Source organism: Peptoclostridium sp. AF21-18 (assembly GCF_003478825.1).
In the GTDB taxonomy this organism is placed as follows: domain Bacteria; phylum Bacillota; class Clostridia; order Peptostreptococcales; family Peptostreptococcaceae; genus Peptacetobacter.
Window position 1 is genome coordinate 323 of the sequence record NZ_QUGE01000027.1, and the last position, 15,980, is coordinate 16,302.

Consider the following 15,980-nt stretch of genomic DNA (forward strand, 5'->3'; position numbering starts at 1 on the left):
CCATCTAGTTAATTTTTTCTGCTTTCGCAACATTCACGCTTGAATATCTTTCAATTCTACGTTGTAGTTTAACTAGCTTTAGGAACTTCCAGCAATTAAAGGAGTTTTGGGCGATTTCTCGCCTCTCTACACTCTTTATGAATGTAGGGAGCTTTTTGTAAAAATATATTTGTCTATATATGTATATTTTTGACTATATTTTTAACAACTATATAGTTGCTCCCTTTAAAAAATTAATTTATTTTACTTTTTAATTTTATCACATCTAAATATATATAGTGATATACTTTTTATAGATTTTTTCTATATTCCCATTTTGAATTTTCTATAGAAACTCATCACAATTTTTTCATAGTATATACTTTTAGGTTACAACTTCTTCATTAATGAGAACATTTATCCAAATCCGTTGTAATCCTTTTGTAGCCTCTATATTTTCAAAGTGTAGTATAATATAACTAATCCAAATACTTAATTGAATTTGGTGAACTATATTCGCCGTTCAAAATATAATTCTAATGTATTTTTAATTTAGGAGGAAAGTATTATGAAAATAAAAAAATTAACATCACTTGCCCTAGTTCTTGCATTAGCAGTAGCTTTTGTGGGATGTAGTAAAACTGATAGTGGTAACAAAACAGAAGATAAGGACAAAAAACCTCAGACTCAGCAGGAAACTACTGACAAAACTGACGATAAAGACGATAAAAAAGAGGACAAAGATGATAAAGACAAATTAGAAAACGAAGAAGAAGCTGAAGAAAGTATAATAGTATACAACTACGATTTAGATAATGAAAAATTAATAGAAAATAGAATCGATGGTAAGAAAGAAACTCCAGAACAGGTATTTGAAAGCCTACAGAATCTAGGAGTTATACCTAAAGATGCAAAAATGAACAGCTTTGATATAACTGAAGCTGATGGTGTAGAAACTGGTGTATTAGATGTCAGTAAAGAATTTGTTAATTCTAATCTAGGAAGTAGTGCAGAGTCTTTAATGTTAGACGCAGTTGCTCAGACATTTATAGAAAACTTTGATATCGAGCAGCTACAGATTACAGTTGACGGTGGAGATTATGAAAGTGGTCATATAGTATTAGGTAAAGGCGATTATCTAAAACCACAGAGAACTGGATTAAATCAGGGTACTGGCGAAGATGTTGAAGCTGATGAAAATTAAATATTTTATATTTTAAGTACATAAAATATAAGGTCATCCATTTAGGGTGACCTTTTTTATTTGTTAAAAATTAATTTTAGTTTAAATTGATTTTATAGTATTCCAATTTTTTTCTTTTATGGTATAATATGTTCTATTGACTATTTATCGTTAGGTAGTCGATACTTTTTTATAGTTTACGTTTCGAGGTGTAGCCCTTTCTTAGCCAGAAGGGCTACACTTTTTTTATTCTCCTAAAAGCATATTTATTATAGCTTCTAAATCTTCATCACTATAGTACTCTATTTCAATCTTTCCGCTCTTTTTACCCTTAGTTATATTCACCTTAGTACCTAGTATATTTCTCATAGTGTCCTCTGCTTGAAGTACAAATAGATCCTTTTCATATACAGGTTTGCTTTTTTCTTTCTTTTCCTTGTTTTGCATATTATTGACTATAGACTCAAGCTGACGTACAGAAAGTTTATCCCTTACAATTTTTTTTGCAAGTCTTTCCTGTTCTTCTTTATCCCCTACTCTTAAAAGCACTTTCCCATGTCCAGAACTTATTTCATTTTTATCTAGCATATCTAGCACTTTTTCACAAAGGTTTAATAATCTCATACTATTTGTTATATACGGTCTGCTCTTTCCTACAGACTCGGATAATTGTGTCTGTGTAAGGTTGTATTTTTCTATAAGTCTTTTATACGCTTTTGCCTCTTCAACAGGGCTTAAATCCTCTCTCTGTAGGTTTTCTATTATCGCCAATTTATCTATTTCCTCGTATGAAACATCTTTTATTATAGCTGGTATTTTTTTCATTCCTAGTTTTTTGCAAGCTGTGAATCTTCTCTCTCCAGCGATAATCATATATTCTCCATTTGAGTCTTCCTTTAGGATTATTGGCTGCAATAATCCGTATTTTTTTATTGAGTCAGCTAATTCCTGTATTTTTTCTTCATCAAAATTCTTTCTAGGCTGATTTTTATTGGGATATATTTTATATATTTCAATCTCTTTCATATTTATCATCTTCCTTTAATATTTGTTATCTTATATTATATAACCTAAGCCTATTTTTTTATATCTATTTTTTTAATAAATTAAAAAATAAGAATATGTTTCCATATCCTTATTTTTTGACATTTATTCAATTTTTTAATTATACTCTAACTTTGTTTATATCGTAAGGAGTTGTCTGGTATACAAAATAATTAAGCCAATTTGAATAAAGAAGATTTGCACCAGATCTCCATGTTACCATAGGTTGTTTTGTATCGTCATCATTGGGATAGTAGTTTTTTGGAACCGCTATCTCAAGTCCTGCATTTTTATCTCTCAGATATTCAGCTTCCAGAGTTACCGCATCGTATTCTGAATGTCCCATTATGAATATCTGATTTCCAGACTCTGTAGCAACTGCATATACCCCAGCTTCATCAGAAGAAGAAAGTATATCTAGTTTCGGCTCTTTTTCTATATCATCTCTGCTTACTGTTGTATGTCTTGAATGAGGTACATAGAATGTGTCGTCAAATCCTCTGAAAAGCGTAGAGTTTTTGAATTCAACTTTATGAGGAAATACCCCAAACATCTTCTGAGGAAGTATTTTTTTATTTATACCATAGTGATAATAAAGCCCAGCCTGTGCTCCCCAGCATATATGGAACGTACTGTGTACGTTCTTTTTAGACCATTCCATTATTTCACACAGTTCATCCCAGTAATCCACCTTTTCAAAAGGCATCATCTCAACCGGAGCTCCTGTTATTATCATACCGTCAAATTTCTGGTCTTTTATATCATCAAATGTTTTATAAAATGACAGCATATGTTCTATCGGTGTATTTCTTGATGTATGACTTTTTGTAGCTATAAGTTCAAGTTCTACTTGTATTGGAGAATTTCCAAGTAGTCTTGATATCTGTGTTTCTGTTTCTATTTTTTTAGGCATCAGATTCAGAATTACAACTCTAAGCGGTCTTATATCCTGAGTTATAGCTCTTTTTTCTGTCATTACAAATATATTTTCTTCTTTTAGCGTCTTCGCTGCTGGAAGTGCATCCGGTATTTTTATAGGCATATAAACACCCCCTATAAAAGTGCCTGTTTTAAATCTTCTATTATATCTTTCGGATCTTCAAGTCCTATTGAAAGTCTTACAAGATCCGCAGAAACTCCTGCATCTACAAGCTGTTCATCAGAAAGTTGTCTGTGCGTTGAGCTTGCTGGATGAAGACAACATGTATGAGAATCTGCAACATGTGTTTCTATATTAGCTATTTTAAGTTTTCCCATAAATTCTTCAGCAGCTTTTCTTCCGCCTTTTACACCAAAGCTTATTACTCCACAGCTTCCATTTGGAAGATATTTACTTGCTGTTTCATAGTATTTATTGCTTTCAAGTCCAGGATAATTTACCCATGCTATATTTTCGTTTTCTTCAAGGAATTTTGCTACCTTAAGTGCACTGTCACAATGTCTTTTTACTCTTAGATGAAGACTTTCAAGTCCTATGTTGAGAAGGTATGCAATCTGTGCCTGCTGATTTGAGCCGAAATCTCTCATAAGCTGAGCCACACATTTAGTTATAAATGCTCCTTCTATACCAAATTTTTCTGTATATGTAACACCATGATAACTTTCATCTGGAGTACATAGTCCAGGGAATTTGTCAGGATATTTTGTCCAGTCAAATTTTCCCGAATCAACTATACATCCACCTATTGCAGATGCATGACCGTCCATATATTTACTTGTAGAGTGAGTTACTATATCTGCTCCCCATTCAAAAGGTCTACAGTTTATAGGTGTAGCAAATGTATTATCTACTATTAGAGGAACACCATGTGCATGTGCTGCTTTTGCAAATTTTTCTATATCAAGTACTGTAAGTACAGGGTTTGCTATTGTTTCACCAAATACCGCTTTTGTATTTGGTCTGAATGCCCGGTTAAGTTCTTCTTCTGTACAATCTGGTGATACAAATGTAAAATCTATTCCCATTTTTTTCATTGTTACAGAGAAAAGGTTAAATGTTCCACCATATATTGTAGCTGATGAAACTATATGATCTCCAGCTTCAGCTATATTGAATACTGCAAAGAAGTTTGCTGCCTGACCTGAGCTTGTAAGCATTGCCGCTGTTCCACCTTCAAGGTCAGCTATTTTTTTTGCCACAAAATCGCATGTAGGGTTTGCAAGTCTTGAATACATATATCCATCTGATTCAAGGTCGAATAATTTACCCATATCTGAACTTGTATCGTATTTAAAAGTTGTACTCTGGTATATAGGAAGCTGTCTTGGTTCTCCATTTCCTGGTTTGTATCCTGATTGTACACATTTTGTTTCTATTCCTGTCATTTTAAATTCCTCCTATTAAATTTGAATATTTATAAAATTAAAATATATATTATTTTTCTGACAATGTCAATTATAATTTTCAGATTTATAAATACAATATCCTCTTTTTATTTTTTATCTGAAATTTTTATCGCATAAATTCCATAAAAAAAGTAACTACAAAATAATACTTTCATAGTTACTTTTTATTTTTATTTATTTTCTTTTTGGTATTCTAACAATTACGTCTACGTAGTCGTCTTTTTCAACTTCTTTGTACTGGGCATCTATTCCAGTATTTTTTATCATATCATACGCCTGCTTTATAGTGTTTAGGTATATTCTCATATTTATCATAGCCTTCATATTTCTCTTAGGTGGCTCTTCTTCTGCTTTAGGCTCTTCTTTAGGATTATCTAAAATATCTTTTATCATAGCTTCAGCTTTTTTAACTGTCATCTGATTTTTAGATATCTTATCTATTGCTTTTCTAATTATTACCTCATCATCTAATTTTAAAAGCTTTAGAAGTGCTCTTGTATGTCTTTCTGATAATCCTTTTTCCATAGCTTCGTTTCTTATACGTTCAGGAAGCTTTAGAAGTCTTATCTTGTTGGCTATTGTAGACTGACTTTTTCCCAGTTTTTCAGCAAGCTGCTGTTGTGTAAATCCATATTCCTTTATTAAGTTGCTATAGCCTATAGCCTCTTCTAAGTAGTCTAAGTCTTCTCTCTGTAGGTTTTCAAGCATTGCAACAACTGCAGATGCTTCATCGTCCATATCTGTTATTATAACTGGAACTTTTTCAAGTCCAGCTAATTTAGATGCTCTAAATCTTCTTTCACCAGCAACTATTTCGTAATGGTCGTCTTTTTTTCTAACAGTTATAGGCTGTATAATTCCATGCACCTTTATAGAATCAGCCAATTCTTTTAATGCACTATCTGAAAAGTGAAGTCTAGGCTGATATGGATTTGGTAATATGCTGTCTATTGATACTTCTATTATCTTTTTTTCTCCCATAATTATCCTCTCTTACTTTATAGAATTATTTTCCGGGAAATTATTTTATCGGTGATTTTACTGGTTTCCCAGCTTTTCTCGGATATTTTGAAGGTGTTTCAGATACTTTTTTGAATACTAGTATGTTGTGATTTAAATCTGTTTCTGGCAGCTTTATATCTAGCTTTTCGACAAATTCTATACCAAGAACTTCCATAGCTTTTTTAGATTCTTCAAGCTCTAAATCGGCATTAGGTCCTTTTAAACATACAAAGTATCCTCCAACTTTTATAAATGGTACGCAGAATTCCATTAATATTGGAAGTCCAGCAACTGCTCTAGCTGTAGCTATATCGTACTGTTCTCTATACTCTGGATTTTTTCCAAAGTCTTCTGCTCTACCATGTATAAATTCTACATCTTCAAGCTCTAACTGATTACATACTTCCTGAAGAAAGTTTATTCTCTTGTTTAAAGAATCTAGTAGAGTTACTTTTGTATTTTCTAAACACACTTTTAATGGAACCCCAGGGAATCCTGCACCTGTTCCTACATCTATTATAGACATTCCGTCTTTTATATATCCACCTTTTACAGCAGATACTGAGTCTAAAAAGTGTTTTATATATGTTCCTTTTTCGTCGTCTATTCCTGTCAGATTCATTTTCCGGTTCCATTCAGCAAGAAGTTCTCTATACATTCTAAATCTATCTAATGTTTTATCGTCTGCTGTTAAACCAAAATCTTCTATTCCATTTTTTAATAGCTCTCTATTTACATTAGTCATTTTTCTTACCTCTTCTCATCTGTTCAAGGTATACAAGAAGTACAGAGATATCAGCTGGAGAAACTCCAGATATTCTCGATGCCTGACCAACAGAGTTTGGTTTTATTGCATCTAGTTTCTGTCTAGCTTCTAGTCTTAATCCTTCTATTTCAGAGTAGTTTATTGATTCGCTTAATTTTTTGCTTTCTAGCTTTTTAAATTGGTCTATCTGTTTTAACTGTTTATCTATATAGCCTTCGTATTTAGTGACTATTACACACTGTTCTTTTACATAATCAGGTACATCATCACCAGCACCTTTGCCAAGTTCGTCTATTAATGCATAATCAACTTCTGGTCTTTTTAAGAATTCATATAAAGATAATCCTACGTTTAGCTTAGCAAATCCATGAGCTTCCATTACTTCATTTGATTCTTTTGGAGTTACTCTAACTTCTTTTAATCTTTCAAATTCTTTTTCTACCATTTCTTTTTTAGCTAAGTATTTCTGATATCTTTCTTCAGTTACAAGACCTATTTCATATCCTTTTTCTGTAAGTCTCATATCTGCATTGTCCTGTCTTAAATATAATCTATATTCACATCTTGAAGTCATCATTCTATAAGGCTCATTAGTTCCTTTAGTTACAAGGTCATCTAAAAGAACACCTATATATGCTTCTGATCTATCTAGTGTAAATGGTTCTTTTCCTTCTATTTTTCTAACTGCATTTATCCCAGCTATTAATCCCTGTGCTGCAGCTTCTTCATACCCTGATGTTCCATTGAACTGTCCTGCACTGAATAAGTTTTCTACACCTTTTATTTCAAGGTTTAATTTTAACTGAGTTGGATCTATACAATCATACTCGATTGCATAAGCAGGTCTCATTACTTTTACATTTTCAAGACCTAATACAGTTTTATACATATCTTTCTGTATTTCAAAAGGTAAACTTGTAGAAAGTCCCTGAACGTACATTTCTTTTGTATTTAATCCTTCTGGTTCTATAAATATCTGATGAGTTTCTTTGTCTGAAAATCTCACTATTTTATCTTCTATTGATGGACAGTATCTAGGTCCAACGCCTTCTATTTCTCCACCATACATTGCAGATCTTTTTATATTCTCCTCTATCATCTGTTTTGTTTCGGCAGTAGTTCTAGTTAGGTAACATGGAACCTGTTCTCTTTCTATTTTATCGTTCATAAATGAAAACGGAACTATTTTTGCATCCCCATCCTGTCTATCCATTTTAGAAAAATCTACGCTATCTCTATGTACTCTACAAGGCGTTCCTGTTTTAAATCTTCTCATTCTAAGTCCAAGTTCTTTTAAACTATCTGTTAGATATGCTGCATATCCTAATGCATTTGGACCTTCATTAAATGATACCTCTCCTATAAATATTTTTGAGTTTAAATATACTCCTGTAGCAAGTATTGTAGCTTTTGTTCTGTATATAGCACCCATTCTAGTTATTACACCTGTAACATTCTGCCCGTCATGAGCTATTTCTACAACTTCATCCATTATTAAATCAAGATTTTCCTGATTTTCTATAGTTTTTTTCATTTCTTCGTGGTATCTAAATTTATCTGCCTGAGTTCTTAGAGAATGTACAGCTGGCCCCTTTGCAGTATTTAACATTCTACTCTGGATAAATGTTTTATCTATATTTAGACCCATTTCTCCACCAAGTGCATCTATTTCTCTAACTAAATGCCCTTTTCCTGTTCCACCTATTGAAGGGTTACAGGCAAGTGCTGCTATAGAATCTAATGACATTGTTATCATAGCTGTTTTATGTCCCATTCTTGCAGATGCAAGTGCTGCCTCACATCCAGCATGTCCAGCACCGACAACTACGATATCATAGCTTTCAGCCTCAAATTTTCTCATCTTTTTCCACCTTTCTCATATAATTTGTACGTCATAATATTTCATTACATTTTGTTCTACATATGTTCCATGAAAAACCTTTATATAAAAGACTAATTTAGCCCGTATTTTTTAATTACTTTATTTATTTATAATAATTATTTTCCTATGCAGAAATTATGGAATATATTGTCTAATAAATCTTCACTTACTGTATCTCCGTTTATATATCCAAGATAATCCCATATATTCTTTAAATCAACTTCTACAAAATCTAGAGGCATTCTATCTTCTATTGCTCTCATCGCATCCTCTGCAGATTTCATAGCTCTATAAAGTGCATCTTTATGTCTAGAGTTTGTTATTATAACATTTGAGGAGCTCTTTATATCTCCTTTATAAACCATAGCTTCTATTCTGTCGTGTACATCTTCTATACCTTCATTGTGAAGCGCTGATATTTTTATTATATTTTCTTCATTTACGTATTTTTTAACTTCTTCTTCGTCTATTACCTGAGGTAGGTCAGTTTTATTAAGTAGAAGTATAGTTTCCTTACCCTGTACTTTTTCTAATATTTCTCTATCTTCCTCAGATAGTTCTGATGAAGAGTCTACAACCATTATTATTAGGTCTGCTGTATCAAATGATGCCATTGATTTTTCAACACCTATTTTTTCAACAACATCGTCTGTTTCTCTTATACCAGCAGTATCCACTATTTTTAGTGGTATTCCTTTTATATTTACAAATTCTTCTATAACATCTCTAGTTGTTCCTGGTATATCCGTTACTATTGCTCTATTTTCACCAAGAATACTGTTTAGAAGAGATGATTTACCAACATTTGGCTTCCCAACTATTACAGTTTTTAAACCTTCTCTAAATATTTTTCCGCTTTCTGATGTTTCATATAATTTTTTAATATCTTTATTTAATTCTCTAGTTTTTTCTTCTAGAGTAGTATATGCTATAAATTCTATATCTTCTTCTGGATAGTCTATAGCAACTTCAACCTGTGCTAATAGCTCAGTTACTTTTTCTCTAAATTCTCTTATTCTATTAGATAGAGATCCATCAAGCTGGTTTTCTGCTACTTCATGTGCCTTATCTGTTTTTGCATTTATTACGTCTATTACCGCTTCTGCCTGAGATAGGTCTATTCTTCCATTTAAGAATGCTCTCTTTGTAAATTCTCCAGCTTCTGCAAGTCTTACATCTTTAGATAATACTAGTTCTAGTATTCTTTTTACAGAAATAAATCCACCATGGCAGTTTATTTCTATAACATCTTCTGCTGTGTAAGAGTTTGGCCCTTTCATATATGCAACTAAAACCTCGTCTATTTTTTTATCTCCGTCTTTAATATTTCCGAAGATTAAAGTCCTAGCTGGATATTCTGAAATTTTCTTTCCAGACATTGAGAAGAATATTTCTTCAGCAACTTCTAGCGATTTAGGTCCACTTATTCTTATTATTCCGATTCCACCTTCTCCAGGCGCTGTTGCAATCGCTGCTATTGTATCATCTATAAACAAATTTATCACCTCTTTGCGCTTTTAAAAAATATATATACTATTATACCAAAAATAAAACCTCCTATAACATAGGAGGTAAAATTTTATTTCCCAAAACAGAAAAATTTCTCGCTTTGCGATTATTTAACTATCTTTTGTATTCTATTACTAATCTTCTATATGGATCAGTTCCTTCACTATATGTTATAACATATCTGTCGTTCTGAAGAGCTGAATGTATTATTCTTCTTTCGTATGGGTTCATATAGTCAAGTTTTTTTGTTTTTTTAGTTTTAGCTACTTCTCTAGCCATTTTATTAGCATATCTTATTAAAGATTCTTCTCTTTTTTCTCTGTAGTTTTCTATATCTACAAGAACTCTAGTATGAGAATCTTTGTTTATCTTGTTTAAAGCTAGTCCTGTTAAGAACTGGATAGAATCAAGAGTATCTCCTCTTCTACCTATTAAGCAAGCTGCTTCATCGCCTTTTATATTTACTTTTATAAGGTTGTCTTCCTGTTTAACTTCTACATCGGCATTTACTTTTGCATTTTTTAGAAGTGTTTCTATAAATGACTTAGCAACGTCTGTTTCTCTTTCTATAACAGTTATTTCATAAAGACCTTCTTTAGATCCTATAAATCCTAGGAATCCTTTGCTTGGAGCTTCTAGCTCAACAATTTCTATATCTTCCTCTGATACATTAAGGTCTAAAAGGGCTTTTTTTACAGCTTCTTCCTGTGATTTACTTTTTATTTTTATTTTTTTTGCCATTTTTACTAGCCTCCTTCATATCAGCTTCAAACTTAGCTTTTAGAGGTTTTGTTACTATTACCTGCTGTAATATAGCGAATACATTACTTATTGTCCAGTATAAAGTAAGCCCTGCAGGGAATATGAATCCCCAGTAGAATGATAGACCTGCCATCATATAAGTCATCATTTTCATCTGACCATTAAGCTGTTCTTTTGGAGTCATTATTTTCTGCATTATGAATGCACTTGCCCCAGATAATATAGCTAATATAGCATTAGGGTCTGTTAAGTTGTTCATCCATAAGAATGGTCCATTAGCCTGCTGGAAAGCAGCCTGACTAGCAAATGCTCCTAGACCTACTGGATCTTTTAATAAGTTGAATAATCCTATTAATATAGGGAACTGTATAAGTAAAGGTAAACATCCAGCCATAGGATTTATGTTTGCTTTCTGATATAGTTCCATTATTTCTTTGTTCTGTCTTTCAGGATTGTTTTTGTATTTTTCCTGTATTTCATTAACTCTTGGTGTTATCTCCTGCATTGCAACAGTAGATTTAGTCTGCTTAATTGTAAGTGGCATTAATAGTAATTTAACTAAGAAAGTGAATAGTATAATTGCTATACCGTAGCTTCCTGTAAAGCTATATATTGCCCCTAGAATGTTTCCAAATAATTTTCCTATTAAGTTGGTCACTTCTTGTACCTCCTACAAAATAGATTTACTTCAATGGATCGTAACCACCTGGATGGAAAGGGTGACATTTTGAAACTCTTCTTATTGTCAAATATAATCCCTTTAAAAATCCATATTTTTTAAATGCTTCTATAGAGTATTGAGAACAGGTAGGATAAAATCTACATGTTGGACCTTTTAAAGGTGATATATATTTTTGATAAAATCTAACTAAGGCTATGCATCCCTTTGTAAGAAGTTTTCCGATTTTATCTATATAGTTCCTTATTTTATCCAATCTATAGGACCTCCTATTCATTTAAAAGCTTATTTTTTCTCATTAAATGATTCATTGCTTTTTCAATATCTTTATAAGTTGCATCCTTAGCAGCTACTCTGGAAATAAATACTAAGTCGTAGCCTTTCTTTATATTTTCATCGATGTTTAATCGATAGGTCTCTTTTATAAGTCTTCTGATTCTATTTCTAGTTACTGCATTTCCTACCTTCTTAGATATAGAAATACCGATTCTAGTTTGATCAGTTTTATTCTTTAATATATAGACTACTAAATATTTATTTGCAAAAGATTTACCGTGTTTATATATTTTTCTAAATTCGTAGTCTTTCCTAATACCTTTAGTGTTATTAAATTCCATAATTTCCTCCAATAAACACAGTTTAACTCGATAAATTTTACAAAAAAAGCCACTCTATAAGCGGCCTTTTTTAATTAATGAGTTAATCTCTTTCTTCCTTTAGCTCTTCTTCTTCTTAACACGTTTCTTCCGTTAGCAGATTTCATTCTTTTTCTGAATCCGTGTTCTTTTTTTCTCTGTCTTTTCTTTGGTTGATAAGTTCTTTTCATTCTATAGCACCGCCTTTCACATTAATTTCCATTTATAAAAAATATACTTTTACCCTCAAAGTAAACATAACACATATTATTATAATTACTTTAATGGTTGTTGTCAACGAATTTTTCAAGTTACACTAAAGAATTTTTACAATATTAATATATCTATTTAATATAACTTTTCACTTATAAATCTACCTCTTTTATTTGTATAAGATTTCAACTCAAATATTTAAAAGTTTCCTTTATATTACCAAAATACACCGACAGCTTTCAACCCCTTTTTTATAAACATTTTCTTCAACAAAAAATGAAATAAATTTTTCTAAAATTTATTTGTTGATAAAATATATTTTTTAAGATTTTATATTGTGGATAAGTTATTGAAGTTTCATTGTTATTCTGATATTATAATAATACTTGTTAATTATGTTGATAAATGTTATTAACATATCAACAGTTATGCACAGTCTGTGGATATGTCTGTGTATAAATTTTAATTACTCATCAAAAAACGTTATTATTTCAATATTTTAGATGTGTTTAAAACCTTTATAACTATATAAACAGTATTGTTTATATTTTTTTTACTCACATCCATTTTTTATTTTATATGACATTTATCAACAATATTTCAGCAATATCAACATATTATATATTTTTTTAATATCCACACAAAATTTGTTGATAATAATGTTGAAAACTAAGCAACGGAAATTGGAGGATACAAATATGGACATCAATTCTCTGTGGGAAAAAGTACTTCAAATTTTAAAAGGTGAAGTTTCAGCTGCAGCCTTTAAAGCATTTTTTGCTACTGTAAAGCCACTTTTATTACACAACGATACATTATATCTTTGTGCTAACAGCGATTTTAATAAAGATATTTTAAACAACAGATACAGCTCTATACTTGCTGGTGTTGTAAAAGAAGTAACTGCTAAAGATATAAAAATAGTAGTTTTAGATAATGAAAAAGAAATGGATTCTATACTGAAAGAGATGGATTCAAATCCTAAAGACTCTGTAGCAAAAACTCCAAAGGCTCCTACTAAATATGAAAGCAATCTAAATCCAAAGTATACTTTTGATACTTTTGTTATAGGAAACAGTAATAGTTTTGCCCATGCTGCATGTGTTGCAGTAGCTGAATCTCCAGCAAAATCTTACAACCCTCTATTCCTTTACGGAGGTGTTGGTCTTGGTAAAACTCACCTTATGCAGGCTATTGGGCATCATATATTAGAAGCAGATAGCACTCAAAAGGTTGTATATGTTTCTTCTGAAAAATTTACAAATGAGCTTGTAAACTCTATAAAGGACGATAAAAACGAAGAATTTAGAAATAAGTATAGAAATGTAGATGTTCTTTTAATAGACGATGTCCAGTTTATAGCTGGTAAAGAAAGAACTCAGGAAGAATTCTTCCATACATTTAATACTCTTCACGAAGCAAACAAACAGATAATAATCTCTAGTGATAGACCGCCAAAAGATATACCTACACTAGAGGAAAGACTTAGATCTAGATTCGAAATGGGTCTAATAACTGATATTCAGCCACCAGATTTTGAAACTAGAATAGCAATACTTAGAAAAAAAGCACAGATGGACAATACTGAGGTTCCAGATGAGGTAACTGATTATATAGCTAAAAATGTAAAATCCAACATAAGAGAGCTTGAAGGTGCGCTTACTCGAGTAATGGCCTACTCTTCACTTACTAAAAAGAAAGTTTCTCTTGAAGTAGCAACTGAAGCATTAAAGGATATAATCGTATCTTATAATACATCTGAAATCAATGTAGTTAGAATCAAAGAAAAAGTAGCTGAAGTTTTTGATATAAAAATGGAAGACTTCAATTCTAAAAAAAGAACTAGAGCAATAGCATATCCTAGACAGATAGCAATGTATTTATCTAGAGATTTAACAGATCTTTCTCTACCTAAAATAGGAGAAGAGTTTGGCGGAAGAGATCATACTACTGTAATACATGCTTGCGATAAGATAAGTAAAGACTTAAAAGAAAACATAGACCTAAAATTAAAGGTTGAAAAAATAATAAATGATTTAAAAGGATAAAATTAAATATCGAAACGATGCTATAGTAGATAAAAGTAGATTTTTAATACATGATGTTGATAAAATCTATCAACATTATTCTTGTTGATAAATATAGAATAAAATGTTAATAACTTTTATCCATATTTTATCAACATTTTAATCAGCTATTATTAAGAGAGATATTCACAAACTATCTACAGGTTTTTTTATTGAAATTTAAACACCTATCGACATTATCAACATTAATAACAGCCCCTATTACTATTACTACTAAGTTTCTTATATATTTATTTAGTTTTAAGGGTAAAAAAGATATCCACAAAACAACTAAGGAGGAAAAAAATGAAACTTATATGCAATCAGAAAATATTATCTCAAAAGATAGGTATAGTTCAAAAAGCTATAAACAGCAGAACTACAATAGAGCTATTAAAAGGTATCCTATTATCAACTGAGAATGGAGCTTTAAAACTTACTGGATCTGATGCAGAGATAAGAATAGAAACTTTTGTTCAATCTGAAATAGAAGAAGATGGAAAAATAGTACTTGATGCAAAACTATTTGGAGACATAGTTAGAAAATTACCTGATTCATTTGTTCAGATAGAAACTGATGCAAATAACAATGTACATATCTACTGTGAAAATTCTAGATTTACTATAAAAGGACACTCAGCAGAAGAATATCCAGCCTTTTCAGATGTAGAAGAAAGTGAAATGTATTCTATTCCTCAGGAATTACTAAAAGATATGATAAAACAGACATCTTTTGCTATATCTCAGAATCAGACAAAACCTGTTTTAATGGGAGAGCTTTTAGAAGCTGAAAACGGAAAAGCAAGTCTTGTTGCTATAGATGGATATAGATTAGCAGTTAGAAGTTGCCCTATAGACAGTTTTACAAAAGATATAAAAGTTATAATACCTGGAAAAACACTAGTAGATATAAATAGTTTGATGACAGGTGAAGGAAGCATAAATGTAGGATTCTCTGAAAAAAATGCCGTATTTATGCTAGGAGATACAAAGGTAGTAACTAGATTATTAGAAGGAGATTTTATAGATTATAGTAGACTTCTTCCCAAAGAATATAATTCTAGAATAAAATTAAAATCAAAAGCACTTTTAAACAGTATAGAAAGAGCATCACTTCTTTCTCAGTCAGAAAGAAATAACCTTATAAAATTATCTATAAGAGATGACGCAATGGTTATAACTTCAAATACTGATAGAGGTAATGTTTATGAAGAAGTTGCATTAGAGCTTGAAGGAGAATACTTAGATATAGCTTTCAACTCGAGATATTTAATGGAAGGTCTTAGATATATAGACAGCGAAGAAATATACATAGAATTTACAACAAATGTAAATCCTTGTATAGTAAAACCAGTCGATGAAATAGACTATACTTACCTACTTCTTCCTGTAAGAATGTCTTCTAATATGTAATAGATAAAATTTTACAAAGTTTATAAAAAGCAGCTAAAAAATTAATTTATTTTAGCTGCTTTTATTTTAAAAAATTCAAGAACATATGTTTTATAATTAACATGCTCGAGGTAGTATATAAAAATATAATTATAAGGCTATTAAATCGAGTTTAAAGGGCAATATATATAAACAAGGCTATTTTAGTCAATAGTGAATAAATTTTAAAAATATGGTATAATTATATAATTAGGTATATTATGATTTACCGTTTATATTTTTTAAAGGAGGATCGAGTATGATAGAAATCAAAATAGATTCTGAATACATAAAACTTGATCAAGCACTTAAACTTGCAGATATAGCATCTACAGGTGGGCATGCTAAATTTCTTATAGCAGAAGAGCTTGTAAAAGTTAATGGAGAAATTGAAACAAGAAGAGGTAAAAAGCTTTTTGACGGAGATGTTATCGAGGTTGAAGGCGAAATGATAAAAGTTGTAGCAGAATAGAGGAGAGTTTT

General features: G+C 31.0%; 16 protein-coding genes. 4 read left to right on the plus strand and 12 right to left on the minus strand.

Going from position 1 to position 15,980, the window contains the following annotated elements:
- Positions 1 to 547: 547 nt before the first annotated feature.
- A complete protein-coding gene (locus DWX74_RS09385; protein WP_118549717.1) occupies positions 548 to 1,183 on the plus strand; it encodes a GerMN domain-containing protein in 636 nt (211 codons plus the stop codon).
- 225 nt (positions 1,184 to 1,408) lie between these two features.
- Here the strand turns inward: DWX74_RS09385 and DWX74_RS09390 are convergent, their stop codons facing one another.
- The 12 genes from DWX74_RS09390 to rpmH form a co-directional block, all read right to left on the minus strand.
- Positions 1,409 to 2,188, minus strand: a complete 780-nt coding sequence (locus DWX74_RS09390) for a ParB/RepB/Spo0J family partition protein (RefSeq protein ID WP_286164310.1) — start codon at positions 2,186 to 2,188, stop codon at positions 1,409 to 1,411.
- A gap of 139 nt (positions 2,189 to 2,327) precedes the next feature.
- Entirely contained in the window at positions 2,328 to 3,248 is a 921-nt protein-coding gene (gene metA, locus DWX74_RS09395) for a homoserine O-acetyltransferase MetA (protein WP_118549719.1), read from the minus strand.
- An 11-nt stretch (positions 3,249 to 3,259) separates the two neighbouring features.
- Complete coding sequence (locus tag DWX74_RS09400) at positions 3,260 to 4,531, minus strand: O-acetylhomoserine aminocarboxypropyltransferase/cysteine synthase family protein (protein ID WP_006440957.1); 1,272 nt, start codon at positions 4,529 to 4,531, stop codon at positions 3,260 to 3,262.
- 195 nt (positions 4,532 to 4,726) lie between these two features.
- Positions 4,727 to 5,533 carry a nucleoid occlusion protein gene (gene noc / locus DWX74_RS09405; RefSeq protein WP_118549720.1) on the minus strand — a complete coding sequence of 269 codons (807 nt, stop codon included), beginning with the start codon at positions 5,531 to 5,533 and terminating at the stop codon, positions 4,727 to 4,729.
- A gap of 40 nt (positions 5,534 to 5,573) precedes the next feature.
- Positions 5,574 to 6,299 (minus strand): 16S rRNA (guanine(527)-N(7))-methyltransferase RsmG, encoded by a 726-nt coding sequence (gene rsmG, locus DWX74_RS09410; protein ID WP_118549721.1) that lies wholly within the window; start codon positions 6,297 to 6,299, stop codon positions 5,574 to 5,576.
- Complete coding sequence (gene mnmG, locus DWX74_RS09415; RefSeq protein ID WP_118549722.1) at positions 6,292 to 8,181, minus strand: tRNA uridine-5-carboxymethylaminomethyl(34) synthesis enzyme MnmG; 1,890 nt, start codon at positions 8,179 to 8,181, stop codon at positions 6,292 to 6,294. The genes rsmG and mnmG overlap by 8 nt, the downstream gene beginning before the upstream one ends.
- Before the next feature lie 137 nt (positions 8,182 to 8,318).
- Complete coding sequence (mnmE, locus tag DWX74_RS09420; protein ID WP_040410704.1) at positions 8,319 to 9,698, minus strand: tRNA uridine-5-carboxymethylaminomethyl(34) synthesis GTPase MnmE; 1,380 nt, start codon at positions 9,696 to 9,698, stop codon at positions 8,319 to 8,321.
- A 127-nt stretch (positions 9,699 to 9,825) separates the two neighbouring features.
- Positions 9,826 to 10,452, minus strand: coding sequence for an RNA-binding cell elongation regulator Jag/EloR (gene jag / locus DWX74_RS09425; protein WP_118549723.1), 627 nt, complete (start codon positions 10,450 to 10,452; stop codon positions 9,826 to 9,828).
- A complete protein-coding gene (locus DWX74_RS09430) occupies positions 10,424 to 11,131 on the minus strand; it encodes a YidC/Oxa1 family membrane protein insertase (RefSeq protein ID WP_118549724.1) in 708 nt (235 codons plus the stop codon). The genes jag and DWX74_RS09430 overlap by 29 nt, the downstream gene beginning before the upstream one ends.
- 25 nt (positions 11,132 to 11,156) lie before the next feature.
- Complete coding sequence (gene yidD / locus DWX74_RS09435; RefSeq protein WP_330415680.1) at positions 11,157 to 11,399, minus strand: membrane protein insertion efficiency factor YidD; 243 nt, start codon at positions 11,397 to 11,399, stop codon at positions 11,157 to 11,159.
- A gap of 22 nt (positions 11,400 to 11,421) precedes the next feature.
- A complete protein-coding gene (rnpA, locus tag DWX74_RS09440) occupies positions 11,422 to 11,769 on the minus strand; it encodes a ribonuclease P protein component (RefSeq protein ID WP_118549726.1) in 348 nt (115 codons plus the stop codon).
- Positions 11,770 to 11,843: 74 nt separating this feature from the next.
- Positions 11,844 to 11,978, minus strand: a complete 135-nt coding sequence (rpmH, locus tag DWX74_RS09445; RefSeq protein ID WP_118549727.1) for a 50S ribosomal protein L34 — start codon at positions 11,976 to 11,978, stop codon at positions 11,844 to 11,846.
- 720 nt (positions 11,979 to 12,698) lie between these two features.
- Between rpmH and dnaA the strand changes: the two genes are divergently transcribed.
- The 3 genes from dnaA to yaaA all read left to right on the plus strand — a co-directional run bounded on the left by dnaA (position 12,699) and on the right by yaaA (position 15,969).
- Positions 12,699 to 14,048 (plus strand): chromosomal replication initiator protein DnaA, encoded by a 1,350-nt coding sequence (gene dnaA, locus DWX74_RS09450; RefSeq protein WP_243411973.1) that lies wholly within the window; start codon positions 12,699 to 12,701, stop codon positions 14,046 to 14,048.
- 324 nt (positions 14,049 to 14,372) lie between these two features.
- Positions 14,373 to 15,479, plus strand: coding sequence for a DNA polymerase III subunit beta (gene dnaN, locus DWX74_RS09455; protein WP_118549729.1), 1,107 nt, complete (start codon positions 14,373 to 14,375; stop codon positions 15,477 to 15,479).
- 277 nt (positions 15,480 to 15,756) lie between these two features.
- A complete protein-coding gene (gene yaaA / locus DWX74_RS09460) occupies positions 15,757 to 15,969 on the plus strand; it encodes a S4 domain-containing protein YaaA (protein WP_118549730.1) in 213 nt (70 codons plus the stop codon).
- Positions 15,970 to 15,980: the final 11 nt, after the last annotated feature.

Bases quoted from the DNA above. Each gene is read 5' to 3' on its own strand.
- DWX74_RS09385 (WP_118549717.1), top strand. From the start codon at position 548: ATGAAAATAAAAAAATTAACATCACTTGCCCTAGTTCTTGCATTAGCA.
- DWX74_RS09390 (WP_286164310.1), bottom strand. From the start codon at position 2,188: ATGAAAGAGATTGAAATATATAAAATATATCCCAATAAAAATCAGCCT.
- metA (WP_118549719.1), bottom strand. From the start codon at position 3,248: ATGCCTATAAAAATACCGGATGCACTTCCAGCAGCGAAGACGCTAAAA.
- DWX74_RS09400 (WP_006440957.1), bottom strand. From the start codon at position 4,531: ATGACAGGAATAGAAACAAAATGTGTACAATCAGGATACAAACCAGGA.
- noc (WP_118549720.1), bottom strand. From the start codon at position 5,533: ATGGGAGAAAAAAAGATAATAGAAGTATCAATAGACAGCATATTACCA.
- rsmG (WP_118549721.1), bottom strand. From the start codon at position 6,299: ATGACTAATGTAAATAGAGAGCTATTAAAAAATGGAATAGAAGATTTT.
- mnmG (WP_118549722.1), bottom strand. From the start codon at position 8,181: ATGAGAAAATTTGAGGCTGAAAGCTATGATATCGTAGTTGTCGGTGCT.
- jag (WP_118549723.1), bottom strand. From the start codon at position 10,452: ATGGCAAAAAAAATAAAAATAAAAAGTAAATCACAGGAAGAAGCTGTA.
- rnpA (WP_118549726.1), bottom strand. From the start codon at position 11,769: ATGGAATTTAATAACACTAAAGGTATTAGGAAAGACTACGAATTTAGA.
- rpmH (WP_118549727.1), bottom strand. From the start codon at position 11,978: ATGAAAAGAACTTATCAACCAAAGAAAAGACAGAGAAAAAAAGAACAC.
- dnaA (WP_243411973.1), top strand. From the start codon at position 12,699: ATGGACATCAATTCTCTGTGGGAAAAAGTACTTCAAATTTTAAAAGGT.
- dnaN (WP_118549729.1), top strand. From the start codon at position 14,373: ATGAAACTTATATGCAATCAGAAAATATTATCTCAAAAGATAGGTATA.
- yaaA (WP_118549730.1), top strand. From the start codon at position 15,757: ATGATAGAAATCAAAATAGATTCTGAATACATAAAACTTGATCAAGCA.